This is a genomic window from Exilibacterium tricleocarpae (genome assembly GCF_007004655.1).
GTDB lineage: Bacteria > Pseudomonadota > Gammaproteobacteria > Pseudomonadales > Cellvibrionaceae > Exilibacterium > Exilibacterium tricleocarpae.
In genome coordinates this window covers 59,949-85,030 of the sequence record NZ_ML660105.1, presented here as the reverse complement: position 1 = coordinate 85,030, position 25,082 = coordinate 59,949, and the positions used below count along the sequence as shown (strand labels likewise).

Below are 25,082 nucleotides of genomic sequence, written 5' to 3'. Positions count from 1 at the left end.
ACTTCAGGGTTTATCGGTGATAGCTTCACTTTTGCATGACACACTGTTGTATGACTTTTTGCCAACCGGCAAACCCTTTAACTCCCGCGCAATCAACTATATATTAGTCCATCGCACCGGCCGATCAGCGTTTCATCCATGTGCAAATACACCTACAAACACCTAACCATTCTCTCCGCCTGTGTGCTCTTTGGCGCCTGTAGCGCCTGGGGGCCCGTCAAACCTATTCGCGAGGATCAGGCACAACAGTGTATCCAACAGTTCCGGCAGGCACCGGCCAGCTCCGACCACGGCCTGGCCAGCGGTATCAACCTGCTGAACTGGAATCTGCAAAAAGGTTCGCAACCCGGCTGGGAAACACAACTGCGGGCGCTGAGCCGGCACCGGGATCTGTTACTGATCCAGGAGGCGGTGAACGACAACGGTTTGACCGAACCCCTGGCATACCACCGGCACCGGCATTTTGCGCCCGGCTACCACACCGGTTCACAGCAAACCGGCGTGCTCACGGCGAGCCGGGTGGCGCCGCTCGACCGCTGCAACCTGGCGTCGCTCGAGCCCTGGCTCGGCACCCCCAAGGCCACCGCCATTACCCGCTTTGCCATCGAAAACAGCAACCAGCACCTGCTGGTTGCCAATATTCACGGCGTCAACTTCAGTCTCGGTGTCGCCCATTACCAGCGCCAGTTGCAGGATGTCGTCGCAGTACTGGCCGAGCACCGCGGGCCGATTATTTTTGCCGGCGACTTCAATACCTGGAACGGCCGCCGGCTGGCATTGTTGGAGGCTGCTGCGCAACGCCTGTCGCTTACCGCCGTCACCTTTACCGAAGACCGGCGCCGGCGCTTTCTCGGCAGGCCGCTCGGCCACATTCTGGTACGCGGCCTGACGGCGATTGACAGCGACGCGCCGGCAACAGAATTTTCCGACCACAATCCCATGCTGGTGTCGCTGACCTGGAAGCAGCCGCTCCACGACACAGAGGCGGCCACATTGCGACACGGCACCGCGGTGCAGCCGGTCGCCGCCGAATAAGAGACCGCATAGAATGACATTGCCCAACCAACTGAAAATTGCTTTTGCTCAAATTGCCCCGGTGTGGCTCAATCGCGAGGCCACCACCGAAAAAATCATCGCCGCCATCGAAGCGGCAGCACACATGGACGCTCAGCTTGTCGCTTTCGGCGAGGCGCTGTTACCGGGTTACCCGTTCTGGCTCTCGGTCACCAACGGTTCCGAGTTCAACGTCAAAGCACAAAAGCAAATTCACGCCCACTATCTGCGCAATGCGGTATCGATTGCCGACGGCCACCTCGACCCCCTTTGCCAAACCTGTCGCTCGCTGGGTATCGCCGCCTACGTCGGCTGCATCGAGAACGCCGCCGATCGCGGCGGTAAAAGCCTCTATTGCGCTATGGTTTATATCAGCGCGGATGGCGAGATAGGTTCGGTACACCGCAAATTGATGCCCACCTATGAAGAGCGGCTGACCTGGTCGCCCGGCGACGGCAACGGCCTGCGCGTACACCGCGTGGGTCCGTTTACCGTCGGCGGACTCAACTGTTGGGAGAACTGGATGCCCCTGCCGCGGGCCGCACTCTACGCCCAGGGCGAGGATTTACACGTGGCTATCTGGCCCGGTGGCGAGCACAATACCCACGATATTACCCGCTTTATCGCCAAGGAATCCCGCTCTTATGTGATGTCGGCCTGCGGACTGATGCGCAGGGAGGACTTTCCCGAGGACACCCCCAACCTGGACCTGATACTGGAAAACCCGCAGGCGTACTACGCCAATGGCGGCTCCTGCGTCGCCGCCCCGAACGGCGACTGGGTGATCGAGCCGGTAGTCGGTAGCGAAGCGATTCAGGTGGCGGATATCGACCACAACCTGGTGCTCGAGGAGCGCCACAACTTCGATCCTTCCGGTCACTACTCACGGCCCGATGTCACCCGCCTGACCGTCTCCCGGGAGCGGCAGGCGGTGGTAAAGTTTTTGGATTGAGTATGTCGTCTCAACTCGAATGGTGCTTGCTTAAGGCGCCTACTTTTGGTGGTGGTCATACTTAAGAGGTTTTGCGCCAATTTATTGATCTCTGCCCCAGTTCTATTGACCTCGATTAAGAATACTGTGGGTAGGCGCCTGGGGCGAGCACCATTCGCCTCAACCCGGGTTTCAAAACCGGCTCGACACAGGCGCAATCGCAACTGTCCTCGACGCCACGACAGCAACACACATCGCAGAGGCACTGATGTTTAAACCCGGTCAACAGGTAAAACACCTGAAAAGTGGCGGTATCTATGAAATAATTGCTCTGCCCACAGAAGAGCGACTGCTGGAGCACAATGCGCAACCTTTCTACGAATATAAAAGTATCGATACGGGTGTCCGCTGGTTGCGTACCCAAAAGGAGATGGAAGACGGTCGTTTCAGCCCGGTTTAGCCGGCACAACCATGGATAAAATACAGCATCACCTGCGGTGATCAACGATTCGGTGACAAAAAATGGATCTCGATAAAGTACTCGACCAATATAACAAACTCTGCGAAGACAACGACTGGCAGGTGTTCCGCACCCCCAAAAATTTATCGTCAGCCCTTTGCGTGGCGTCCGCCAACATCCTGTCTCACTACCAGTGGGTAACCGAGGAGGAGTCGTTGAGCCTGGGTCTGATTCCCGAACGCAAAGCGGAAATCGCCGACAAAATCAGTGACACCTTCTTTCTGTTACTGGCGCTGGCGAATAAAACCGGTATCGACCTGGAGCAGGCCGTTTTGCAAAAGGCGGAGAAAAACGAACAACTCCACACCGCCATGCCGGATAACCTGGAATAGCCGCCGCTAAAGATCGAATTTGCGTGTTACGGCGCGGCGGCCGGGCTTGGCAACGCCCATGTTAAGAACTCAAATAGCTCAAGGGCATGAATAAACGGCAAAACGCCGGGCCCCGTCCTCGATCGCCGATTGCGCCACCACCGCATTGCCCCCCATCTCGGCGGCGTCGTTGCGGGCCAGGGTGGCAAGCTCAACGGCCAGCTTTCTTTCACTGCGGGAAACAAACGCCACCTTGTCGAGCGAGCGGGCGGTGGTCCTGCCGACCAGCTTGCACCCCTCGGCCTCCTCGGCGCTGATCACAGCAACATCCCGCGCCCCCGGTGTCAGCTCAACCCAGGCACACCCGGCACTGGCCACCAATATGATCGACGCCACAATTCGCAACGAAAAACCTCGAAAAGCACGCAATATCAATCTCCTCGACATAACTTTAATATACCTGGTTAAAGACTCGTTATATGATACGGCAGTAGCTCGGCCAACCCCTATTTCTCTGGCACTTAAAAAGTCCATTGTAACAAGTATCCATGGCACCGACAGAGAACCAAAGCAAAAATCAAAAGCTAAGGTTGCAGCGGTTTATACTGGGATTCGTAACCTACGTCATGATCTGGTGTGTGCTCGGCATGGCCGTGGCACTGGATGTCATCACCACGCCCGTACACCGACTTGTCACTTATATTGCCCTGGCGCTGGCCATCCAGGGGCTTTTTCTGGCCGCCATTATCTACAACTTCAATCTGCGCCTGCGCGATCCCAGCATGTCCGCCGAGCAAATTCTGGTCGGCTTCTTCTGGGTGGTGATCGCTTTTACCGAAGCGCCGGAGTTGAAAGGCGTTATCGCCCTGGTCAGTATCATGGTGATGCTGTACAGCATTTTTGATTTTATCAGGCACAGTTTCTACCTGGTGCCCTGTATCGCCATCGCCGGCATGGTCATTGCCAATCTCTCCTACTTTCTGAAGTACCCCTATGACTATGACTGGCGTTACAACTTAATCGAATTTATCAGTTACAGCCTGATTGTCACCTGGGTTGCGATTATCGCCAACTACAGCCAGAAAATGCGCGACCGCCTGAAAGCCCAGCGCCAGGAAATAGCCAAGGCCAACAGGATGCTGGCATCGCTGAGTCTGGAGGACCCCCTGACCGGACTGAAAAACCGCCGCTACTTCGACACCCATTTCGATAACGAATGGAAGCGTGCCCAGCGGGAACACACACCACTGGCACTGATCATGGTGGACATCGATCACTTCAAACAGGTCAACGACACCTACGGCCACCAGGCCGGTGATCACACCCTGCAGCTTATTGGCAATATTTTTACCAAGGTCGTGCGGCGCCCGAGCGATATTATCTGCCGCTACGGCGGCGAAGAGTTCGCCCTGTTGCTGCCCAACACCGCCCTCGACAGCGCCGTGGACATGGCCGAGAGCATCCTCAAGCGCCTGCGCAGTGCCAATCTCCAATACCGCGACCAGTCGATTTCGGTGACCGCCAGCATGGGTGTGGCCGCCAGTCGGCCGAATCCCCACAATCAGTCGAGCGACCTGCTGCGGGCGGCGGATATGACCATGTATCGAGCCAAACAGGAGGGCCGGGATCGGGTGGCGATCGCCCAGGAACTGCACCTGGCAGCGCTGACCAAAAGCGCAACCTAGGGCCGCTGCGGACATGAACCCCACACTTACCGCCCGGCGGCGGCTTTTATCGCTACCGGACCACCCCCGCCAGGCATAAAAACCCTTCGGTGCAAGCTGCCGGCGACTCCCTCGGGCAGCTTGCGCCAAAAACAGTACCAGCAGCAGTGGCAGCAGGTGCCGGACCAGGGTTTAGATGCCGCCCGATCGGCCTTAACCAGTCAGCGACTGCCCGGGACTTAACTGGCTGGCGGACTATGCTATCATAGCGCCCCTTTTTTGGGGTCCCGCGGAGCAGTGCCGCCTACCCGCCGCCGGGAACCTCCGTCAGTCCCGGGGTAGGCCACAAAGGTATACAACGCTCCATGGCCAAGATTTCCCTCGACAAAGACAAGATTCGCTTTTTGCTGCTCGAAGGTGTGCACCAGTCCGCCGTCGACACCCTGAAAGCCGACGGTTACACCAATATCGACTACCTCAAGACCTCGCTGCCGGAAGCGGAGCTGATCGAGAGAATCAGCGATGCCCATTTTGTCGGCATTCGCTCGCGCACCCAGCTGACCCGCCGGGTATTCGAAAGCGCTCCGAAACTGATCGCCGCCGGCTGTTTCTGCATCGGAACCAACCAGGTGGACCTGGAAGCGGCCCAGGAACACGGGGTTGCCGTATTTAATGCGCCTTTCTCCAACACCCGCAGCGTAGCCGAGTTGGTTATTGCCGAGGCCATCCTGCTGCTGCGCGGAATCCCGGAGAAAAGCGCGGCCTGTCACCGCGGCGGCTGGCTCAAATCGGCGGCCGGCGCCTATGAGATTCGCGGCAAAACGCTGGGTATTATCGGCTACGGCAGTATCGGCAGCCAGGTCAGCGTGCTGGCCGAGTCCCTGGGTATGAAGGTCGCGTTCTACGATGTCATCACCAAACTGCCGCTTGGCAATGCCGTGCAGGCGCGCAATTTAAACGAATTGCTCAATCGCGCCGATATCGTCAGCCTGCACGTGCCTGAGACCGGCGCCACCAAAAATATGATCGGTGCCGCCGAGATCGCCCAGATGAAACCCGGCGCCATCCTGATCAACGCCTCCCGCGGCACTGTGGTGGATATCGACGCCCTCGCCCGGGCCCTGGGCGACGGTCACCTGGGCGGTACCGCCATCGATGTATTCCCGGTGGAGCCGCGCAGCAACACCGAGGAGTTCGTCAGCCCGCTGCGGGCCTTCGACAACGCCATACTGACGCCCCATATCGGCGGCTCGACCCAGGAGGCGCAGGAGAATATCGGGGTGGAAGTGGCGGAGAAGCTGGTGAAGTACTCCGACAACGGCACCACCACCAGTTCGGTGAACTTCCCCGAGGTGGCGCTGCCGACCCACGAAAATGTGCACCGGCTGTTACATGTACACAAAAACATACCCGGGGTGTTGACGGCGATCAACCAGGTGTTTTCCAGCCACGATATCAATATCGCCAGCCAGTACCTGCAAACCAACGATAAGGTCGGTTATGTGGTGGTGGATATCGAGAGGGATTACAGCGAGGTTGCGCTAAAGCAGTTGCGGGATATTGAGGGGACTATTCGCTGCCGGGTGTTGTTTTAACGACAGGCTTACAGCCGGCCCGGATAATGCCGACAGGATGGACAACCAGTACACGGCAAAGCGGACGCAATTTCGGGCTAAGTTGCAGTTTGCCGCAGTAACGTTTAATGCGCTCCACCAGCCGATCGGCATAAACGGCACGCCGGCCCTGCGAGCCAACATCCCTACCGCGATAAATACTGCAACAGTTTCTGAAATACCTTAATCCGATACTCCCCGGACTCGTTCACCAACTGGTGTCGGGCGCCGGGAATTATCTGCAGGCGGCTGTTGGGAAATTTTTTCTTGATCAGCCGGGTGTTATAGCGCCAGTCGACCGTGGTGTCGTCGTCGCCCTGAATGACCAGGAATGCGCAATCGCTGCGCTTGTACCGGCGCACGGTTCTGATCCAGCGCTTGTTCGCACCCACCCAGCGCAGCGGCAGGTGGCGCGCCTGCAGCGGATCATGGCGGCGCAGGAAATCGATAAACTCCGGGCTGTGGCTGTTGATGGCAAAGGTGCGGGGGATGCGCTTGCAAAAGTACTTCAACACTTCGTAGGCCCAGCGGGAATAAGCCCAGCCGTAGGAACGCACCAGCGGCGCCAATAACACGATATGCTTGAACGCCTCTGCGCCCCGGCTGTGCAGATAGTTGATCGCCACCGCTGCGCCGGTGCTTTGCGCCACGATATGATGCGGGCCGGGCACCTGCGGGCGACACAACTGCAGGCACTGGGCGAAAGCCTCGCGGTACTCGTCAAAGGAATCGATAGAGGCGAGCTGGCCGCTGCTGAGGCCGTGGCCCGGCAGGTCGCAGATCACAACCGCAAACTGGTTCTGCAGCAAAAAGCGGATGATATGGTGGTAGACGCCGGCATGGTCGAAGTAACCGTGGATCAGGAACACGGTGCCGCGAGCCAGTTCGGGAAGCCAGTAGTGCATGGCGACCTTATAACCGCCCACTTCGACCCGACCGAAGCGGTGTTCGATCCGGTCGAGCGACTTGGAGAAGTTGATCTGGTAGTGATTGAGATAGGCCTGCACGTTGCGCCCGGACAACCAATCGCCTTGATCCGCATCAAATGAAAAGGCCGGCATGGTTGCAGACACACGTTCCAAAACGGCCGCTTTCAACTCCATCGCTGCAGGCTACTCCGCTGTTATTTTCTCTGATCTCAATGGCGCTCACTTACACCGGCACGATGCGGGTTCAGACCAGAATTTTCTTTCGCTAAGGCCTCGATCTCGCGCTACAACCTCAACTATAGCCCCAATTACCGTTTAGGCTAAAGTCTCAAATACAGTTCCAACTATAATTTCAACTACAATCTCAACTATAATCTCAACTATAATTTCAACTACAGCATCACTTGACCTGCGGGTCCAGCTCCCCGCTGTCGTAGCGACTATACATGGCCTCCAGACTCAGCGGTGTGATCTTATCGGCATTACCCGCTGTGCCAAAGGCTTCATAGCGCGCCACGCAGATATCCTTCATCGCCGTGACCGTCTCTTTCAAATATTTGCGCGGATCGAATTCGCTGCGGTTGTGGGCCATAAAACGGCGGATGGCGCCGGTGGAGGCCAGGCGCAGGTCGGTGTCGATATTGACCTTGCGCACACCGTGTTTGATGCCCTCGCAAATCTGCTCTACCGGCACCCCGTAAGTTTCCGGCATCTCGCCGCCGTATTCGTTGATAATCGCCAGCCACTCTTGCGGTACCGAAGAGGAGCCGTGCATGACCAGATGGGTGTTGGGAATGCGCGCGTGAATTTCCTTGATGCGGTCGATCGCCAGGATATCGCCGGTGGGCGGGCGGGAAAATTTATAAGCGCCGTGGGAGGTGCCGCAGGCGATGGCCAGCGCGTCCACCTTGGTGGCGGCGACGAACTGTGCGGCCTCCTCCGGGTCGGTCAGCAGTTGATCGTGGCTGAGTTTGCCGGCGGCGCCGACACCGTCCTCCTCGCCCGCCTCGCCGGTTTCCAGCGAACCCAGGCAGCCGAGTTCACCTTCCACGGAGACGCCGCAGGCGTGCGCCATGGCAACGGCCAGTTGGCTTACCTCAACATTGTAATCGTAGGAGGCCGGCGTCTTGCCGTCCTCGCGCAGCGAGCCGTCCATCATCACCGAAGAAAAGCCCAACTGGATGGAGCGCTGGCACACCGCCGGCGAGGTGCCATGATCCTGGTGCATGACCACCGGAATATGGGGGAACTCCTCGATCGCCGCCAGAATCAGGTGGCGTAAAAACGGCGCGCCGGCATACTTGCGCGCACCGGCCGAGGCCTGCACGATGACCGGCGAGCGGGTCTGGTCGGCGGCCTCCATAATGGCGCGCATCTGTTCCAGGTTGTTGACGTTGAATGCCGGCACGCCGTAGCCGTGCTCGGCGGCGTGGTCCAGCAGTTGGCGTAAGCTGATCAGAGCCATAATTTTTCCCTTCGTGTCCTATGCGGTTATAAGTTGCTGTCGTTAATTGCTGTCGTGAATCAACATTGTCGGCAATATTGATAGCCAACGTTTTTGAAAAACGTTGTCGAAAAACGTTGTCGAAAAACACTGTCAAAAAACGCTGTCGAGCAATATTGCCGGGCGTCGATAGCGGCGCTCTTACCGGCGCCGTCTCGGTTCTGTTTACCCGCCCCTTTTCTTTATTCGGCCGCCCGCTGCTCCAGTATCGCAACGGCGGGCAGGGTTTTACCTTCGACATACTCCAAAAAGGCGCCACCGCCGGTGGAGATATAGGATACCTTATCGGCTATCCCATATTTGTCCACCGCCGCGAGCGTGTCGCCGCCCCCGGCAATGGAAAAGCCGTCGCTGGCGGCGATCGCCTCGGCCAGCACCCGGGTGCCCTCGCCAAACTGGTCGAATTCAAAGACGCCGACCGGGCCGTTCCAGATAATGGTTTTGGCCCGCGCCAGTATCGCGGTCAAACGCGCTGCCGACTGCGGGCCTATATCGAAGATCATATCGTCGTCCTGCACGGCGTCCGCCGGCTTCAGCACCGCCTCGGCGGCTGGGGAAAACTCGCGGCCTACCACCACGTCGGTGGGGAGGGGGATATCGGTTTTCGCCATCAGGGCGCGGGCATTGTCGACCAGATCGGCTTCATACAAGGATTTGCCGACCGGCCGGCCGCTGGCCGCCAAAAACGTATTGGCAATACCGCCGCCGACGATCAGTTGGTCCACCTGCTCCGACAAGGTCTCCAGCACCGTCAGCTTGGTGGAGACTTTCGAACCCCCGACGATAGCGACAAGAGGCCGGGCGGGACTGGCCAGGGCCTGCTGCAGCGCGTCGAGCTCGCCCGCCAGCAGCGGACCGGCACAGGCCAGCGGCGCAAACCTGGCGACGCCGTGGGTGGACGCCTGGGCCCGGTGCGCAGTACCGAAGGCGTCCATAACAAACACATCGCACAACCCGGCATAGGCCCGGGCCAGGTCCTCGGCGTCTTTTTTCTCGCCCGGGTTAAAGCGCACATTCTCCAGCAACACCAGTTCGCCGGCGCCCACCTCGACGCCGTCGCGCCAGTCTTTGATCACCCGCACGGTGCGTCCGAGCAGACCACCCAAATGCGCCGCCACCGGCTGCAGGGAGAAAGCCGCGTCGTACTCGCCTTCGGTGGGGCGCCCGAGGTGGGACATCACAATAACCCTGGCACCGGCCGCCAGGGCCTTCTCAAGTGTCGGCAGGGCCGCGCGGATGCGGGCATCGGAGCTGACGGCGCCGTCGGCGATCGGCACGTTGAGGTCTTCGCGAATCAAAACCCGCTTGCCCGCCAGATCGAGATCGGTCATCAGTTTTACAGCCATTCGGGGTCTCCTGATACAGAATTTAAAATAGGTTGTTCGGGGGCAGTGACTGGCAACCGGCGCGGTCCCGTCACGGCTTATTTGAGCAGACCACTCCAGTAAGACACCACGTCGAGCATGCGGTTGGCGTAGCCCCACTCGTTATCAAACCAGGTCAACACTTTCACCAGGCGCTTGCCCGCCACGCGGGTCTGCCCGGCGTCTACCACCCCGGAGCGCCGGTCGTGGTTAAAATCGCAGGAGGCCAGTAACTCCTCGGTGTACCCCAGCACCCCGTCGAAGTCGACGCCCGCTGCCGCGGCCAGGCAGGCATTGACCTGCGCCACAGTAACGTCTTCGCGCACGACGACCGACATGTCCATGGCAGAGACATTGACCGTGGGCACCCGCATCGCCTGAGCTTCGAAACGCCCGGTCAGCTCCGGCAGCAACCGCTCGATACCCCGCGCCAGACCGGTATCCACCGGGATAATGGACTGGAACACGGAGCGGGTCTTGCGCAGATCGGTATGGTGGTAGGCGTCGATCACCGGCTGGTCGTTCATGGCCGAGTGAATGGTGGTGATAACGCCGCTTTCGATACCGAAGGCCCGATGCAGGGTTTTCACAACCGGCACGATACAGTTGGTGGTACAGGAGGCATTGGAGACAATCCGGTGCCGGGGTTGCAGCTCCGCCTGGTTGACGCCGTAGACAATGGTGGCATCGACATCGGACTGCGACTGGGCCGGCTGCGAGAACAACACCCGCCCGGCCCCCTGTTCGATGTGTCGCTCGGCGCTGTGGCGGTCGGAAAAGGCCCCGGAGCACTCGAGCACCAGGTCCACCCCCAGGTCACCCCAGGGCAGGGAACCGACGTCCTCCCGGTGCATGACCCGAATCCTGTCGTCATTGATCCAGAGGGTATCGTTTTCGGCCCTGACGGCGCCGGGAAAGCGACCGTGGGTAGAATCGTATTTGGTCAGGTGGGCAATGGTTTTGCAATCGGCCAACTCATTGATGGCGACCACCTCCACGTCCGCGCCGGTCGCGGGCCCGGCAATACCCTGCTTGCGCTCGTAGAGCGCTCGCAGTACACAGCGTCCGATGCGGCCATAGCCGTTAATTGCTACTCGAATACCCATAAGTCTCGCGGTTGCCCGCCCCTGTTTTCCGGTTGGTTGCTCATAGTGAAGCAACCGGGCGCGTTCCGGCAGTCCGGCGCCTATCCCCCGCAGAGCCGATGCCTGTCCCTATATAGACCCAGTGTCCCGGCCATGCCCGGACTAGTCCAACAGCTCGGTCGCCGTGCTCACCACATTGTCCGGCGTGAAACCAAAGTGCTCCATAACCTTGGCACCGGGCGCGGATTCGCCGAAGGTGGTCATGCCCACCACCCGACCGTCGAGGCCGACATACTTGTACCAGAAGTCCTCATGGGCCGCCTCGACCGCCACCCGGGCGGTCACCGCCAGTGGCAGTACCGCCTCCTTATAAGCTGCATCCTGGGCGTCAAAGACCGAGGTGCAGGGCATGGAGATCACCCGCACCCGGCGACCCGCGGCCGTCAGTTGCCCGGCGGCGGCCACTGCCAGCTCCACCTCGGAGCCGGTGCCGAGCAGGATGATATCCGGCGTGCCGTCACAGTCCCGGAGTATATAACCGCCGCGGGCTATATCGCCCAACTGGGCTTCACTGCGCACCTGCGGCGCCAGCCCCTGGCGACTGAAAACCAGCGCCGACGGACCATCGCGGCGCTCAAGCGCCGCTTTCCAGGCCACCGCCGATTCCACCGCGTCGCAGGGGCGCCAGGTGTGCAGGCCCGGCGTCGCCCGCAGGGCCGTCAACTGCTCCACCGGTTGATGGGTCGGGCCATCCTCCCCGAGGCCGATGGAGTCGTGGGTGTAGACGAAAATACTCTGCTGCTTCATCAACGCCGCCATGCGCACCGCGTTGCGCGCGTATTCCATAAACATCAGGAAGGTGGCGCCGTAATTAATAAAGCCGCGGTGCAGCGCGATACCGTTCATAATGGCGCTCATGCCGAATTCCCGCACGCCGTAGTAGAGGTAATTGCCGGCACTGTCCTGCGCGTCGATCGCCTTGGCGCCAGACCAGAGCGTGAGGTTGGAGCCGGCCAGATCCGCTGAGCCCCCGAACAACTCCGGCAACAGCGGACCGAAGGCATTGAGGCAATTCTGCGACGCCTTGCGACTGGCGACCTTTTCCATCTTCTCCTGCTGCTCGCGAATATAGGCATCCGCCTTGGCGGCAAAGTCCGCCGGCAACTCATTGTTGATTACCCGTCGCTCATACTCGGCGGCCAGCGCCGGGTGTGCTTCGCGGTAGGCGGCGAGACGACCGTTCCACTCGGACTGGGCGGCCTCCCCTTTTTGCTCGGCATTCCATCCCGCGTAAATCGCCTCCGGAATTTCAAACGGACCCGGCTCCCAACCCAGTGCCTGTCGCGCCAGGGCAACCTCGTCCTCCCCCAGGGGCGAACCGTGACAGTCTTCCTTGCCCTGCTTATTGGGTGCGCCGAAACCGATCACAGTCTTGCAGCAAATCAGGGTCGGCCTGCCGGTCTCCTCCCTGGCCCGTTCTATGGCCTCGGCGATGGCGCCGCTGTCGTGACCGTCGACGCCCGGCACCACATGCCAGCCGTAGGCCAGAAAGCGCTGGGGGGTGTCGTCGGTAAACCAGCCCTCCACCTCACCGTCAATGGAAATGCCATTGTCATCGTAAAACGCAATCAGCTTGCCCAACCCCAGCGTGCCGGCCAGGGAGCAGGCTTCGTGGGAAATCCCTTCCATCAGACAACCATCGCCGAGAAAGGCATAGGTATAGTGATCGACAATTTTATGACCCGGACGGTTGAACTGGTCGGCCAATACTTTTTCCGCAATGGCCATACCCACGGCGTTGCTGATGCCCTGGCCCAGGGGCCCGGTGGTGGTTTCAACGCCGGGCGCGTAGCCGTATTCCGGGTGCCCCGGGGTTTTCGAGTGTAACTGGCGAAAGTTTTTTAACTCGCCCATGGGCAGGTCATAGCCGGTCAGGTGCAACAGTGAATAAATCAGCATGGAGCCGTGGCCGTTGGATAGCACGAAGCGATCGCGGTCGGGCCAGGCGGGGTCCTTGGGGTTGTGTTTGAGAAAATCGTTCCAGAGCACTTCGGCGATATCGGCCATCCCCATGGGAGCGCCGGGGTGACCACTTTTAGCTTTCTGAACCGCGTCCATACTGAGCGCGCGGATAGCATTAGCGAGTTGCGTACGGGATGGCATCTGCTCGGGGCTCCTGTCAAAGGGGGTAGCTTGAAGGGGCGCCATTTTCGCCTACCCGAGGGTCGGGGTAAAGGCGTAAACCGACTATTTTCGCCGGCAGCGGCGGGGAGAACAACGCCGCGTGGGGGACCGCCAACACCCGCACAGCGTTTACCGCTGCGGTGTCAAGCCGTATCCTCACGACCTTGGGCACTGTCATCCTCGGGGCCAATCCAAAAAAACGGGTTGTATGCCACTTCCCAAAGGTGGCCGTCCGGGTCTTGGAAGTAGCCGTGATAGCCGCCCCAGGCAGCTCTTTGCGCCGGCTTTACCAGCGTCGCTCCCGCCGCAATTGCCTGTTCAATGACTTGATCCACTTGGGTCTCTGACCCTACATTGTGGGCGAGATTAAAGCCGTTGTAACCGCTGCCCGCGGCAGAAACCGTGGCGTCAGCGGCAAGCGCGGCCCGTTCAGACAGCCCCAGCCAGGTACCATTCAGATTAAAAAAAGCGACACCCGGCGGAGCATCCATTTTCGGAAAGCCCAGGCCACCGGCATAAAAGGCGGTGGCGCGCTCCAGGTCACTGACTGCCAAGGCAATCATACTGATTCTCGGCTTCATAAGACCATCCTCCGTTGCAGAGTCTGTGCATGACACCCGGCCGCCCGAGTGCATCTGTTCTCAGGATCATTTTATACATCGTGTTCCAGGCGCTTACCCAAACCAATCACATGATCATCGCCATAGCCGATAGCGGTGTAAAAAGCGATAACCGCTTGATTGCCGGCGCGTACCTGCAGGTTAATTTTAGGGCAGCCCCTGTTCCTGATCAGCGTCTCAACGGCCTGCATAATCAACCGCCCATAGCCTTTGCGCTGCTGCGAGGGCTTAACGGCCAGATAATTTATCCAGCCCCGGTGGCCATCGTAGCCGCCCATCACCGTAGCGACAATTTCACTTTCCCCGTTGACCCCAACCAGGAACAAGTCGCTACCTACCTTAAGTTTTCTGTCTATATCTTTCGCCGGGTCGTTATGCGGTACAATGAGGCCGCACTGGGTCCAGAGCAAAATAACGTCATCTTTATCGTTTGCGTCGTACTGCCGTATCCTCATCTCGAGCTTTCACATATCTTCCTGCCGGGTGAACGCCATACCAACGGTCAGCTTCCCGTTCGATAGCGCATCGGCTCGCAGTCCGCCTTTGCCCACCAGGGCTTTTACTGCAGCTTTTTTAGAGAGGGTCTGAGTTTCGAGAAGCTCGCCAAGTTTTGCGCAAGGCTCACAGAGCTCTACACCGAAGAATTTGACATCGCCGATATAGAATATTTTACCGACAAGGGCATTTAGGGCGACACCTTTGGTAACAACGTTACGGCGGGTCGCATCCAGTGAAATATTCTGGCCGTGATCTCGGTTAAAATTATTAATTTCTTCCAGTTCGACAAATGTAATGTTTTGTCCCGGCCACTTTGTTTTACCGTAGTTCCTATCGCCGATGATGCCCTGGCCGGCAACTACTTCTATTGCCTGCACCGGTCGTTGTTCTTTACCGTGCTTATCGGAAATGAAAATTGACTCTATCATAGGATCCCTTCTGGAGGTCGCAGTGCTTGCTTTTTAGCCAGGGCGGCCTCGGCCGCCAAAAAACGCGGTTTGTACACTATAACACTGTCAGGCCGATATTGGTCTTTTCAACAGGCTAATTGCTTAAACTCTCGAGTACTTCAGCAGCCTTTGTGCGAAGATCTTCAACTTGACCGGCCCGGGTAAAACAAAACGGCATCTTTGCTTTTAAGTCGTTCACTTCCGGCATATGAAAGCACAATTGGTTACGGTCTATAGAACCGGAAACAACCTCCGGCGCAGCATACCCGCCGCCCTCTGCGACAGCAACCGAGAAGTTTGATTCGCACTTGCAGCGACCAAAGGGATGAATGACAACCCCAGTGCGGTTTACCTACCGCTTTCCAACTACCTTATCAAAGCGATTATCCATACAGGCACTAATATCCGTGGTAGCGAACTCCCCGTCAAGAAACAAACTGAAAATTGTCGCCGGCGTTGGCGCTGACTGGGCCTGTCTTATGGTTTTGATCTTGACGATTTGCAAGGGTAACTTGCGCCGCTTGCAGGACTCGGTCAAATGCTCGTCGACATAGTGCTCGGTGTAGGGGCAACGGTTCGAGAAATACACGACACAACCTTTAGTCAGAGGCAGTTTAGGTTTTTTGACACTGCGTTTAAACGCGGGCCGCACGGCGTCATCGTTAAAGTCCAATGACAGCAGACTAAAACCCGATGACAATTCCTCACAGACCTCAAAACCCTGCCTCAACAACCATTTGGTATCGCTCATAAAATGAAATTTCTTCGTCCCGACAACCGCGACCAGCCCGTCTTTGCCCTGCTTTTTTGCATCGTCAACGGCACTTTTCAACAGCGCTTTACCGTGACCTTTTTGCTTGTACTTGCCGGACACCCAAAAACAACCGAGCATCATATAGTTGGCCGCGGCAACCGGCGTCCAGGCTTTTTCGGCAGGCCCGTACTCTATAAATACTTTCGCGCGCTCATCGAGACGCCGAAACACATACTCATTGTTAAACTCCTTTGCCAACCACTGCTTTTTTGCCTCATAGCCCGCAGCGCATTTTTTATCCGAGAATGCGCAACAGATATGCTCGGCATCAATAGTGTCCGTCGTAAGATTGATATATTTCATCGCACCTCCCCGCGCCGCAGGACTGCTGCCCTGCAGAAACCATAAGTGAGTTGATACCAATTGCCGCAATACCTCGAGCCGTGATCTCGACCTCGAGCCCGGAATATTCAGCAGCATACAAATATCACTCCCCATGGGTGTTGATAACGATCAAACCGAAACCGCAAACCGGCATTGCAGATTTGTGCGCCGACGCGGCTACCACCCGGCCGGCAACACACCCTATCGGCCAGCACCAACGCGATTTATAGCAACCCCTTCTATATCAAAATTTTTTGATATACCCGAAAATCCCTGCTAGACTCCACGCCATATGGTCGAAAACAACAGCCCCGGGCAAAACTCCTACCCCCAACTGGCCAGGCACCTGAAGGCCGCCGGCGACCCTTTGCGGCTGGAGATACTGCGGGTGCTGGCGCGGGATTCCTACGGCGTGCTGGAACTCAGCCGGATTTTCGATATGAAGCAATCGGGTATGAGCCATCACCTGAAGGTGCTGTCCGGTGCCGGCCTGGTGGCCACCCGGCGGGAGGGCAACTCGATTTTTTATCGCCGCGCCGCGCCGGCCAGAGGCGCGGAGACCGAACGGCTGCAGACAGTTCTGTTCTCGACACTTGACCGGCAGCCGCTGCCGGCATCCATCAGCACCCGGCTGGCGGATATTCAATCCGAGCGGGCGACGGCCTCCAAACAGTTTTTTGCGGAAAACGCCGCCAAATTCCGGGAACAGCAGGATTTGATTGCCAGCTTTCCCGTCTACGCCGAACAGGTGCAGGAATTGCTGGCCCAAACACCACTGCCAGGCACCGCCTGCGCCCTGGAGGTCGGTCCGGGTGAAGGGGAGTTTTTAGCGGTACTGGCCCCACGCTTCGAGCAGGTGGTGGCACTGGATAACGCCGCCGCCATGCTCGAGCAGGCCCAGGCCCAGGCCGCCCGGGAGGGGTTGGACAATGTCACCTTTGTCTGCGGCGATACCGGCGAGGCGCGCCGTGACCAGTTGGTGACCGCAGATTGTGTAGTGGTCAATATGGTCCTGCACCACACCCCGTCGCCGGCGGCAATGTTTCAGGACATTAATGCGCTGTTGCGGCCCGGCGGTGCGGTACTGATAACAGACTTGTGTCGCCACGACCAGAACTGGGCCAGGACCGCCTGCGGCGACCTGTGGCTCGGTTTTGACCCGGAAGATTTTTCCAACTGGGCCGCCAGCGCCGGATTGGAAGAGGGCCAGAGTGTCTATTTCGCCCTGCGCAACGGTTTCCAGATTCAGTTGCGACAGTTTTTCAAACGCGCTGCCACCGGGTGAGCGAGACCGCTGCCGGTCCGCTACATGGGTAAAACACCTCAAAGCAGCTACAGTTATTAACTAGCACCAAGCGATATGCCCGGAGAATAGATAACATGTCAGAGTATTCCGTATTTACATCCGAGTCAGTCTCGGAAGGCCACCCCGACAAAATGGCGGACCAGATTTCCGATGCCATTCTCGATGCCATTCTCGCCGACGATCCCGATGCCCGGGTCGCTGTCGAAACCCTGGTAAAGACCGGCATGGCCATAGTGGCCGGTGAGGTGCGCACCTCTACTTATATCGATCTGGAAGACCTGATCCGCGATGTTATTCTCGATATCGGTTACAACTCCAGCGACGTGGGGTTCGACGGCGCCTCCTGTGCCGTGCTCAATGCCATCGGCAAGCAGTCCTCCGATATCGCCATGGGCGTCGACGAGGGTGAAAACAAAGACATGGGCGCCGGTGACCAGGGCCTGATGTTCGGTTACGCCACCAACGAAACCGATGTGCTGATGCCCGCGCCTATCTACTACGCCCACCGCCTGGTGGAACGCCAGGCCTACCTGCGCAAGAAAGGCGTCCTGCCCTGGCTGCGCCCCGATGCCAAAAGCCAGGTGACGCTGCGCTACCAAAACGGCAAGCCGGTGGCGGTCGACGCCGTGGTGCTGTCGACCCAGCACGACCCCGATGTCTCCCAGGCCGATATCCGCGAAGCGGTCATGGATGAAGTGATCAAGCACACCCTGCCGCAGGAATGGCTGCACGCCGATACCCGCTACCATATCAACCCCACCGGCCAGTTTATTATCGGCGGTCCGGTCGGCGACTGCGGCCTGACAGGTCGCAAGATTATCGTCGATACCTACGGCGGCATGGCCCGCCACGGCGGCGGCGCCTTTTCCGGCAAGGACCCCTCCAAGGTGGATCGCTCCGCCGCTTACGCCGGCCGTTATGTGGCGAAGAATATTGTCGCCGCCGGGCTGGCGGAGCGCTGCGAGATCCAGGTCTCCTACGCGATCGGCGTGGCGGAACCCACGTCCATCTCCGTCAACACTTTCGGCACCGGCAAGGTCAGTGACGACAGCATTGTCGAACTGGTGCGCGAACATTTCGACCTGCGCCCGCGCGGCCTGCTCGAGATGCTGGACCTCAAGCGCCCCATCTATCGCTCCACCGCCGCCTACGGCCACTTTGGCCGCGAGGGCGACGGGTTCACCTGGGAAAAAACCGATAAAGCCGAATTGTTGAAGTCCGCGCTCTGAGACCGCGCACTGCCGACACAAGCACTGTTAAACGGAGAAGTATCAATGACTGCTAACGTAAAAGTTGTGGAAAATTTCAGCGACTACAAAGTTGCCGATATCAGCCTCGCCGAGTGGGGCCGCAAGGAAATCGAAATTGCCGAGGGTGAGATGCCGGCACTGATGGCGCTGCGCCGCAAGTACAAGGCTGCCCAGCCGCTGGCGGGCGCCAAGATCATGGGTTGTATCCATATGACCATCCAGACCGCGGTGTTGATCGAAACGCTGGTGGAGCTGGGCGCCGAGGTGCGCTGGTCGTCGTGTAATATTTTTTCCACCCAGGACCACGCCGCGGCGGCCGTTGCCGCAGCCGGTGTCCCGGTATTTGCCTGGAAAGGTGAAACCGAGGAGGAATTCTGGTGGTGTATCGAACAGACCATTCTCAAAGACGGCAGCGTCTGGGACGCCAATATGATCCTCGACGACGGCGGCGATCTGACCCAGATCGCCCATGAAAAGTATCCGGACCTGCTCGATCGCATTCACGGCATCTCCGAGGAGACCACCACCGGTGTGCACCGCCTGGTGGAAATGATGGAAAAAGGCGAGTTGAAAGTGCCCGCCATCAACGTCAACGACGCGGTCACCAAGTCAAAGAACGACAATAAATACGGTTGCCGGCACAGCCTCAACGACGCCATCAAGCGCGGCACGGATCATCTGCTGTCGGGCAAAAAAGCGCTGGTTATCGGCTACGGCGATGTCGGCAAGGGCTCAGCCGCATCACTGCGGCAGGAAGGCATGATCGTCAAGGTGACGGAAATCGATCCGATCTGCGCCATGCAGGCCTGCATGGACGGTTTTGAAGTCGTCTCGCCCTACAACGGCGGCATTAATACCGGCAAGTCGGAGGATATCAATCAGGCACTGTTGCAGAACACCGACCTGATCGTGACCACGACCGGCAATATCAATGTGTGCGATGCGCCTATGCTGCAAGCCCTGAAAAACGGCGCCGTTGTGTGCAATATCGGTCACTTCGACAATGAAATCGACACCGCCTATATGCGCGAAAACTGGACCTGGGAGGAAGTCAAACCCCAGGTGCATAAAATTTATCGTGCCGCCGCCAAAGAACAGGCCGACGGCGATCACCTGATCCTGTTGTCCGAAGGTCGCCTGGTCAATCTGGGTAACGCCACCGGCCATCCGTCGCGCATTATGGACGGCTCTTTTGCCAACCAGGTGCTGGCACAGATGTACCTCTACGAGCGCAAGTTTGCCGATCTGCCCGCTTCAGAGAAAGCCGCCAACCTCTATGTGGAAGTGTTGCCGAAAAAGCTGGACGAGGAAGTGGCTCGGGATATGGTGGAAGGTTTCGGCGGCGTAGTCACGCAGTTGACCGAGGACCAGGCCAGCTATATCAACGTCAATGCAGAAGGGCCTTTTAAACCGGACACCTACAAGTACTGAGTTTAGAGGCTCCGGAGTCCGACCGGGTCACCCCCGGCGGATGGGTTTTCAGCCGGTCGCCTGCGGCCGGCTTCTTCAATAAACGGAACGGTGATGAGTAACGAACAAGACCTGCGCCTGAGTTTCGAATTTTTCCCGCCAAAAACCGCAGCCGGTCATGAAAAACTGTCCCATGTCTGCGATCGTCTCGCCGAGTTCGCGCCGGCGTTTTTCTCGGTCACCTACGGCGCCGGCGGTTCCACCCGGGATAACACCAAAGGCACCGTCTTCAGTATCAAAGAGAAGGGATTGCAGGCAGCACCGCACCTGTCTTTCGGCGGCGACAGCGAAGCGGATATCAAAGCGTTGCTGAGCGAGTATCGGGCGGCGGGAATCGACCGTATCGTGGCCCTGCGCGGCGATATGCCCTCCGGCATGGGCGGCGCATCGCATTTGGTTTACGCCAATCAACTGGTGGAGTTTATTCGCCGGCACTTTAATGATCAGTTTCACCTGGAGGTGGCTGCCTACCCGGAAATCCATCCGGAGGCAAAGAGTTACGACGCCGACATAGAATTTCTGCAAGGTAAGTTCGACGCCGGCGCCAACAGCGCAATCACTCAGTATTTCTACAACCCCGACGCCTACTTTTATTTTCTCGAACAGTGCCGACAACGGGGTATCACCCAACCTATCTACCCGGGCATTATGCCGATCACCAACTTTAAAAACCTGGCCCGCTTCAGCGACAACTGCGGTGCCGAGATTCCGCGCTGGCTGCGCAAGCGGATGGAGTCCTTCGGCGACGATAAGGACGCTGTAAAGGCCCTGGGCGTGGAGCTGGTGACAGAGTTGTGCGAAACACTGCTGGACAACGGCGCCCCGGGACTGCATTTCTATACCATGAATCAGGCGGAGCCTACCGCCACCATCGTTCGTAACCTGGGACTGGCCGGCGACGATTGATGCGTGTCCCCCGCATCTACACACCGCAAAACCTGAACGACGCCCGGGAACTCCGCTTGGCGGAGGGCCCGTCACGCCATCTTGTAAAAGTACTGCGAATGCAGGTCGGACGGGATTTAGTTGTTTTCAACGGCCGCGGCGGCGAGTACCGCGCGCGTATCACTGCCATCGACAAGCGCAATGTCGATATAGAGCTGCTGGCTTTCAACGAGATCGAGCGGGAATCACCTTTGCATATAACACTCGGTATCGGCATTTCGAAAGGCGAGCGTATGGACTGGGTGATGCAGAAAGCCACCGAACTGGGCGTGGCTTCTATTTCACCGCTGTTCACCGGGCGCACCGAGGTTAAGCTGAGCGGGGAGCGGCTGGAAAAAAAGCACCACCACTGGCAACAGATTGTCGCCAGCACCTGTGAACAGTGCCAGCGCAATCGATTGCCGGAACTCGACCCACTGCAAAGCCTGCACGACTGGTTGCCGCAGGTCACAGCAACGCGTAAATTCGTTCTTCACCATCGGGCCGGCGGTGAAAGACTCAGTGCCGCCACCCGACCTGAATCAGTGGCTCTGTTAATCGGCCCGGAAGGTGGATTGGACGCCGGTGAAATCAGCGCTTCCCAAGCACAGGGTTTTGAAGCGCTGGCACTAGGCCCGAGAGTACTGCGCACAGAAACGGCACCACTGGTGGCGATTAGTCTATTGCAGCACCTGTGGGGGGACTTGTAGGCTCCCCTCACTTCACTGACTGCAAAGCAGATCAAGACTTATGATTTAGTCTTTTACTAACGTTATCGTTGGGCCTTTGTTTTCCCATTCATCAATAAGACGATCTGTCAAGGCTCTTAATCGTCCCATGTAGAGAATGTCGTCTTGAAGTTCTTCGGCTTCGTCGTCATCACACTCGTTTATGTCAACGTCACACAAGTGCTTTTCGTAAAGCGCAAGTGCTTCACGTATATAATTTAGGTCTTTGTAGTTATACGACATTACTTCAGCCTCATATATTTTTTCAACGCAGCGAGTTTTTCTAAATATTCAGACATTAGCATATCGACTTCGGTCTCAATAGAGTAATGAGTTGCACTGCGCCACCGACACAACCACAACAGATGACTACCACTTACACCGCAGCTTTGCTGTTTCGATACCAGGTATTTTCAGACTATAAAAAACGCTATGATTTATTCTATCTACGCCGCTGGAAGCCGAGCACACATCAAATGAAGTCTGTCATCCTTCGCTACAGCCTCCTCTTGTTTATGCTCTTGGCTCTGTTTAAGGGCTTCGAATACGCGTTTTTCAGCCATCGGATCGCCTTGGACGTGTATCTCGGTATCACCGCACTGAGTTTTTTGATTATTGGCGCACTGGCGGTCCGCTATCTCTGGCCGAGGCCCGGCGGCAAGCCTCACACGGAAACACCCGAACCCGATCCGGCCCTGCTGCAACAATTCTCGCAGCGGGAACAGGAGATTTTACGGCTGTTGGCGCACGGGTATACCAATAAAGAAATGGCGGCGGCTTTGAAGCTGTCCCCCAATACGATCAAAACGCACCTTAAAAATCTCTATACCAAATTGCAGGTCACTAACCGAACCCAGGCAGCGGCAGAGGCCAAGCTATTGAATTTATTATAAATAGTTCAAATCACCCATTTGGGTGATGACATCCCTGGTGGCTTTTCATAACCTTGCGGTGACCTATCACCTGCGAGATTACTACAATGACAAAATCAACCGAATCAACCTGGAGGCCGGTATGTCCCAAATAGCGATTAAGTGGGGGCTGATCGCCGGTCTGGTCATGGTCGGCGTGCCTTTGATCACCTATCTGCTGATAGGCGGTGGCCCGGAGACATTTGCCATCGGCGAGATTATCGGCTACGCCACCATTATCCTCTCCCTGTTGCTTATCTTTATCGCCATCAACGAATTCCGCCGCCTGCAGCCAGACCAAAAAGTCGGCTTCGGTCGAGGCCTGGCGATCGGGCTGCTGATCAGCGCTATCGCCGGCTCGCTGTTCGGTATCTACAACTGGGTCTATGTTGAATTCCTGCACCCGGAATTTATGGATCAGTACTACGATTACTACATAGAACAGGTGCAGCAAAGCGGTAAGCCGGCGGCCGAGATCGAGCAGCAAATCGCCTCCTTCGAACAGCAAAAAGCCCTGTTTATGAATCCCGTCACCCAGTTTCTGCTGATGTTTCTCACGGTATTTGTCATAGGGGCTGTGGTCAGTTTGTTTTGCGCCGCCGTGCAAAGCCGGATGTCGGCAAAAGACGTATGAATCTAGTGATAAAACCTGCTCTCTATCCACAGAGGGTAGGTGGTTAAGCGTAAGACAGTGATATACTGTGGCGACACGACACCCGTACCAGGTAGCCCACCCTGTGAACCTGAATCGGTGGAATATGATGAGGCAGAAGGCGGTTCCCAGGGCAAAAAATGGATGGAAGAAACATCTACTGGAATTTCAGCCATGAGAAAAAGTGAATTAAACAAGATAGTTTTAAAAGCAGAAGAGATGTGTTCCCATTCGGGCGGTCGATTGACCGAAAAACGCAAGCGCATCTTGGAGTTGCTTATTCTCTCTGAAGTACCGCTTTCCGCCTATGAGGTCGCCGACGCGTACAATAAACAGGCGGAAAAATCAATGCCGGCCATGTCTGTTTATCGAATGCTCGATTTTCTCGTGGCGGAGCAATTGGCGCATAAGCTGGCGTCGGAAAACAAATATGTCGCCTGTTCGCATATTGTCTGCAGTCACGAGCATCAGGTGGCGCAGTTCCTGATTTGTCGCGCCTGCCACCGCGTTAAAGAGATCGCCATTCAACGCAATATCGTCGAAGCGCTGAAAAGTCATGTAGTGGCGGCGGGTTACCAGTTAATGACCTCACAGCTCGAACTCGACTGTGTGTGTGAGAATTGCCTCACTACTGCGGCCTAGCCTCACTAAACTACCTTCCTTCGCGTATAGCCTTACCGGGGCAGAGCCTAGAAGCACTCGCGGTTATACTGAGCTGGCCGTATGGATATATCTGAGGAAAAAGCTATATGTCGATAAAGTTCTGGGGCCTGTCTGCCATTGTTATTGTGATAGTGCTTTTTTTTGCCTTGGCACCCTCATGGTTGGAAGAATCCACCAACAGGGTGGAAGGCCGGTCCGACTGGCCGGTGTCGGCGGCGGCAAAGCAATTGCACGAGACCCTGGTGATCGGCGATATGCACGCCGACTCCCTGCTCTGGAACCGCGACCTGCTCGACGAAGCCGACTACGGTCATGTCGATATCCCGCGCCTGCGGCAGGGCAATGTGGCGATCCAGTTCTTTACCACGGTGACCAAGTCACCGCGGGGCCTCAACTACGAAGAAAACGCAGCCCAGGCTCTCGACAATATTACCCTGCTGGCCATCGCCCAACTATGGCCGCCCTCGACCTGGAACAGTCTCACCGCCAGGGCACTTTACCAGGCGGAAAAACTTGAGCGGCTGGCGACAAGGGCACCGGAACAGTTACTGATCCTGCGCACCCGCGCCGATCTGGAGCGACTGCTGGCTGAGCGGGCACAGGGGAAAGAACTGATCGGCGGGGTGCTCGGCACCGAGGGCTCCCACGCGCTGGACGGTGATATCGACAATGTCGATGTATTGTTCGAAAACGGTTTTCGGATGATGAGCTTGCAGCACTTCTTCGACAACAAGCTGGGTGGCTCACTGCACGGTATCGACAAGGCCGGACTGACACCGTTCGGCCGTCAGGTGGTCGAGCGCATTGTGGAAAAGCGAATTATTCTGGATGTGTCCCACTCTTCCGAAGCGGTGGTCCGCGATGTTATGGCGCTCACGGATCAAGCGCTGGTGGTCAGCCACACCGGCTTTGCGGGCCTGTGTAACACACCTCGCAATATCAGCGACGCCCTGATGCAGCGCATAACCGAAGGCGGCGGCCTTATCGGCGTCGGTTACTGGGACGAGGCAATCTGTGACAGCAGCCCGGCCGGTATTGTCAAAGCGATACGCTACGGCATAGATACATTTGGTGAAGACCATATCGCTTTGGGTTCAGATTTCGACGGCGCCGTCACCACCAGGATCGATACGTCGCAACTGAGTGCGATAACAGAGGAAATGCTAAAGGCGGGGTTCAGTGAACCAGAAATCCGCAAAGTAATGGGAGAAAATCTTGTGCGCTTTTTGCGCGACAGCCTGCCGCAATCCTAGGGACTATTCACACTGGCCAAATGGCCCTCTTTCTGTGGGATGTTGTGATTGCAACGGCGACC

Annotated in this window: 25 protein-coding genes; 15 read left to right on the top strand and 10 right to left on the bottom strand. The window is 57.5% G+C overall.

Annotated elements, in window-relative coordinates; all coding sequences use genetic code 11:
- Positions 1-138: 138 nt before the first annotated feature.
- The 4 genes from FKG94_RS23040 (at position 139) to FKG94_RS23025 (ending at position 2,836) form a co-directional block, all read left to right on the top strand.
- The gene (locus FKG94_RS23040; RefSeq protein WP_142929310.1) at positions 139-1,035 is read left to right on the top strand and encodes an endonuclease/exonuclease/phosphatase family protein; all 897 of its coding nucleotides are present in this window, start codon (positions 139-141) and stop codon (positions 1,033-1,035) included.
- 13 nt (positions 1,036-1,048) lie between these two features.
- Positions 1,049-2,005, top strand: coding sequence for a carbon-nitrogen hydrolase family protein (locus FKG94_RS23035; protein ID WP_142929309.1), 957 nt, complete (start codon positions 1,049-1,051; stop codon positions 2,003-2,005).
- A 247-nt stretch (positions 2,006-2,252) separates the two neighbouring features.
- Positions 2,253-2,444 (top strand): hypothetical protein, encoded by a 192-nt coding sequence (locus FKG94_RS23030; protein ID WP_142929308.1) that lies wholly within the window; start codon positions 2,253-2,255, stop codon positions 2,442-2,444.
- 62 nt (positions 2,445-2,506) lie between these two features.
- A complete protein-coding gene (locus FKG94_RS23025; RefSeq protein ID WP_142929307.1) occupies positions 2,507-2,836 on the top strand; it encodes a MazG-like family protein in 330 nt (109 codons plus the stop codon).
- Positions 2,837-2,914: 78 nt separating this feature from the next.
- Here FKG94_RS23025 and FKG94_RS23020 read toward each other — a convergent pair whose 3' ends face one another.
- Positions 2,915-3,244, bottom strand: coding sequence for a DUF4156 domain-containing protein (locus tag FKG94_RS23020; RefSeq protein WP_218943617.1), 330 nt, complete (start codon positions 3,242-3,244; stop codon positions 2,915-2,917).
- A 197-nt stretch (positions 3,245-3,441) separates the two neighbouring features.
- On the opposite strand from FKG94_RS23020, the gene FKG94_RS23015 reads away from it, so the two are divergent.
- Together FKG94_RS23015 and serA are read left to right on the top strand one after the other, a co-directional pair.
- Entirely contained in the window at positions 3,442-4,500 is a 1,059-nt protein-coding gene (locus tag FKG94_RS23015) for a GGDEF domain-containing protein (RefSeq protein ID WP_179957772.1), read from the top strand.
- A gap of 344 nt (positions 4,501-4,844) precedes the next feature.
- On the top strand, positions 4,845-6,074 hold the full coding sequence (gene serA / locus FKG94_RS23010) for a phosphoglycerate dehydrogenase (protein WP_142929304.1): 1,230 nt from the start codon (positions 4,845-4,847) through the stop codon (positions 6,072-6,074).
- A gap of 164 nt (positions 6,075-6,238) precedes the next feature.
- Here the strand turns inward: serA and FKG94_RS23005 are convergent, their stop codons facing one another.
- From FKG94_RS23005 to FKG94_RS22965, 9 genes are all read right to left on the bottom strand, one after another.
- Positions 6,239-7,195, bottom strand: coding sequence for an alpha/beta hydrolase (locus FKG94_RS23005; RefSeq protein ID WP_142929303.1), 957 nt, complete (start codon positions 7,193-7,195; stop codon positions 6,239-6,241).
- 226 nt (positions 7,196-7,421) lie between these two features.
- Complete coding sequence (gene fba, locus FKG94_RS23000; protein ID WP_142929302.1) at positions 7,422-8,486, bottom strand: class II fructose-bisphosphate aldolase; 1,065 nt, start codon at positions 8,484-8,486, stop codon at positions 7,422-7,424.
- A gap of 221 nt (positions 8,487-8,707) precedes the next feature.
- Positions 8,708-9,871: a phosphoglycerate kinase gene (locus tag FKG94_RS22995; protein ID WP_142929301.1), complete on the bottom strand. Its 1,164-nt coding sequence runs from the start codon at positions 9,869-9,871 to the stop codon at positions 8,708-8,710.
- A 77-nt stretch (positions 9,872-9,948) separates the two neighbouring features.
- Entirely contained in the window at positions 9,949-10,995 is a 1,047-nt protein-coding gene (gap, locus tag FKG94_RS22990) for a type I glyceraldehyde-3-phosphate dehydrogenase (RefSeq protein ID WP_142929300.1), read from the bottom strand.
- A 141-nt stretch (positions 10,996-11,136) separates the two neighbouring features.
- Positions 11,137-13,137, bottom strand: a complete 2,001-nt coding sequence (gene tkt, locus FKG94_RS22985) for a transketolase (RefSeq protein ID WP_142929299.1) — start codon at positions 13,135-13,137, stop codon at positions 11,137-11,139.
- A 164-nt stretch (positions 13,138-13,301) separates the two neighbouring features.
- Complete coding sequence (locus FKG94_RS22980) at positions 13,302-13,739, bottom strand: VOC family protein (protein ID WP_142929298.1); 438 nt, start codon at positions 13,737-13,739, stop codon at positions 13,302-13,304.
- 71 nt (positions 13,740-13,810) lie between these two features.
- The gene (locus FKG94_RS22975; protein WP_142929297.1) at positions 13,811-14,233 is read right to left on the bottom strand and encodes a GNAT family acetyltransferase; all 423 of its coding nucleotides are present in this window, start codon (positions 14,231-14,233) and stop codon (positions 13,811-13,813) included.
- A gap of 9 nt (positions 14,234-14,242) precedes the next feature.
- Positions 14,243-14,704 carry an MOSC domain-containing protein gene (locus FKG94_RS22970; RefSeq protein WP_142929296.1) on the bottom strand — a complete coding sequence of 154 codons (462 nt, stop codon included), beginning with the start codon at positions 14,702-14,704 and terminating at the stop codon, positions 14,243-14,245.
- A 373-nt stretch (positions 14,705-15,077) separates the two neighbouring features.
- Positions 15,078-15,842 carry an N-acetyltransferase gene (locus tag FKG94_RS22965; RefSeq protein WP_142929295.1) on the bottom strand — a complete coding sequence of 255 codons (765 nt, stop codon included), beginning with the start codon at positions 15,840-15,842 and terminating at the stop codon, positions 15,078-15,080.
- A gap of 313 nt (positions 15,843-16,155) precedes the next feature.
- On the opposite strand from FKG94_RS22965, the gene FKG94_RS22960 reads away from it, so the two are divergent.
- From FKG94_RS22960 to FKG94_RS22920, 9 genes are all read left to right on the top strand, one after another.
- Positions 16,156-17,148: an ArsR/SmtB family transcription factor gene (locus FKG94_RS22960; RefSeq protein WP_142929294.1), complete on the top strand. Its 993-nt coding sequence runs from the start codon at positions 16,156-16,158 to the stop codon at positions 17,146-17,148.
- 95 nt (positions 17,149-17,243) lie between these two features.
- Positions 17,244-18,398 carry a methionine adenosyltransferase gene (metK, locus tag FKG94_RS22955; protein WP_142929293.1) on the top strand — a complete coding sequence of 385 codons (1,155 nt, stop codon included), beginning with the start codon at positions 17,244-17,246 and terminating at the stop codon, positions 18,396-18,398.
- Between the two features lie 45 nt (positions 18,399-18,443).
- On the top strand, positions 18,444-19,850 hold the full coding sequence (gene ahcY, locus FKG94_RS22950) for an adenosylhomocysteinase (protein ID WP_142929292.1): 1,407 nt from the start codon (positions 18,444-18,446) through the stop codon (positions 19,848-19,850).
- A 93-nt stretch (positions 19,851-19,943) separates the two neighbouring features.
- The gene (gene metF, locus FKG94_RS22945) at positions 19,944-20,795 is read left to right on the top strand and encodes a methylenetetrahydrofolate reductase [NAD(P)H] (protein WP_142929291.1); all 852 of its coding nucleotides are present in this window, start codon (positions 19,944-19,946) and stop codon (positions 20,793-20,795) included.
- Entirely contained in the window at positions 20,795-21,523 is a 729-nt protein-coding gene (locus FKG94_RS22940) for a 16S rRNA (uracil(1498)-N(3))-methyltransferase (RefSeq protein ID WP_142929290.1), read from the top strand. The genes metF and FKG94_RS22940 overlap by 1 nt, the downstream gene beginning before the upstream one ends.
- Before the next feature lie 494 nt (positions 21,524-22,017).
- A complete protein-coding gene (locus tag FKG94_RS22935) occupies positions 22,018-22,434 on the top strand; it encodes a response regulator transcription factor (protein ID WP_179957771.1) in 417 nt (138 codons plus the stop codon).
- A gap of 37 nt (positions 22,435-22,471) precedes the next feature.
- Positions 22,472-23,086 (top strand): DUF4199 domain-containing protein, encoded by a 615-nt coding sequence (locus FKG94_RS22930; RefSeq protein ID WP_179957770.1) that lies wholly within the window; start codon positions 22,472-22,474, stop codon positions 23,084-23,086.
- Positions 23,087-23,278: 192 nt separating this feature from the next.
- Positions 23,279-23,746, top strand: a complete 468-nt coding sequence (locus FKG94_RS22925) for a Fur family transcriptional regulator (protein ID WP_142929355.1) — start codon at positions 23,279-23,281, stop codon at positions 23,744-23,746.
- Positions 23,747-23,853: 107 nt separating this feature from the next.
- The gene (locus FKG94_RS22920) at positions 23,854-25,020 is read left to right on the top strand and encodes a dipeptidase (RefSeq protein WP_142929287.1); all 1,167 of its coding nucleotides are present in this window, start codon (positions 23,854-23,856) and stop codon (positions 25,018-25,020) included.
- Positions 25,021-25,082 lie beyond the last annotated feature (62 nt).

Bases quoted from the DNA above. Each gene is read 5' to 3' on its own strand.
- FKG94_RS23040 (WP_142929310.1), top strand. From the start codon at position 139: ATGTGCAAATACACCTACAAACACCTAACCATTCTCTCCGCCTGTGTG.
- FKG94_RS23035 (WP_142929309.1), top strand. From the start codon at position 1,049: ATGACATTGCCCAACCAACTGAAAATTGCTTTTGCTCAAATTGCCCCG.
- FKG94_RS23030 (WP_142929308.1), top strand. From the start codon at position 2,253: ATGTTTAAACCCGGTCAACAGGTAAAACACCTGAAAAGTGGCGGTATC.
- FKG94_RS23025 (WP_142929307.1), top strand. From the start codon at position 2,507: ATGGATCTCGATAAAGTACTCGACCAATATAACAAACTCTGCGAAGAC.
- FKG94_RS23015 (WP_179957772.1), top strand. From the start codon at position 3,442: ATGATCTGGTGTGTGCTCGGCATGGCCGTGGCACTGGATGTCATCACC.
- serA (WP_142929304.1), top strand. From the start codon at position 4,845: ATGGCCAAGATTTCCCTCGACAAAGACAAGATTCGCTTTTTGCTGCTC.
- FKG94_RS23005 (WP_142929303.1), bottom strand. From the start codon at position 7,195: ATGGAGTTGAAAGCGGCCGTTTTGGAACGTGTGTCTGCAACCATGCCG.
- fba (WP_142929302.1), bottom strand. From the start codon at position 8,486: ATGGCTCTGATCAGCTTACGCCAACTGCTGGACCACGCCGCCGAGCAC.
- FKG94_RS22995 (WP_142929301.1), bottom strand. From the start codon at position 9,871: ATGGCTGTAAAACTGATGACCGATCTCGATCTGGCGGGCAAGCGGGTT.
- gap (WP_142929300.1), bottom strand. From the start codon at position 10,995: ATGGGTATTCGAGTAGCAATTAACGGCTATGGCCGCATCGGACGCTGT.
- tkt (WP_142929299.1), bottom strand. From the start codon at position 13,137: ATGCCATCCCGTACGCAACTCGCTAATGCTATCCGCGCGCTCAGTATG.
- FKG94_RS22980 (WP_142929298.1), bottom strand. From the start codon at position 13,739: ATGAAGCCGAGAATCAGTATGATTGCCTTGGCAGTCAGTGACCTGGAG.
- FKG94_RS22975 (WP_142929297.1), bottom strand. From the start codon at position 14,233: ATGAGGATACGGCAGTACGACGCAAACGATAAAGATGACGTTATTTTG.
- FKG94_RS22970 (WP_142929296.1), bottom strand. From the start codon at position 14,704: ATGATAGAGTCAATTTTCATTTCCGATAAGCACGGTAAAGAACAACGA.
- FKG94_RS22965 (WP_142929295.1), bottom strand. From the start codon at position 15,842: ATGAAATATATCAATCTTACGACGGACACTATTGATGCCGAGCATATC.
- FKG94_RS22960 (WP_142929294.1), top strand. From the start codon at position 16,156: ATGGTCGAAAACAACAGCCCCGGGCAAAACTCCTACCCCCAACTGGCC.
- metK (WP_142929293.1), top strand. From the start codon at position 17,244: ATGTCAGAGTATTCCGTATTTACATCCGAGTCAGTCTCGGAAGGCCAC.
- ahcY (WP_142929292.1), top strand. From the start codon at position 18,444: ATGACTGCTAACGTAAAAGTTGTGGAAAATTTCAGCGACTACAAAGTT.
- metF (WP_142929291.1), top strand. From the start codon at position 19,944: ATGAGTAACGAACAAGACCTGCGCCTGAGTTTCGAATTTTTCCCGCCA.
- FKG94_RS22940 (WP_142929290.1), top strand. From the start codon at position 20,795: ATGCGTGTCCCCCGCATCTACACACCGCAAAACCTGAACGACGCCCGG.
- FKG94_RS22935 (WP_179957771.1), top strand. From the start codon at position 22,018: ATGAAGTCTGTCATCCTTCGCTACAGCCTCCTCTTGTTTATGCTCTTG.
- FKG94_RS22925 (WP_142929355.1), top strand. From the start codon at position 23,279: ATGAGAAAAAGTGAATTAAACAAGATAGTTTTAAAAGCAGAAGAGATG.
- FKG94_RS22920 (WP_142929287.1), top strand. From the start codon at position 23,854: ATGTCGATAAAGTTCTGGGGCCTGTCTGCCATTGTTATTGTGATAGTG.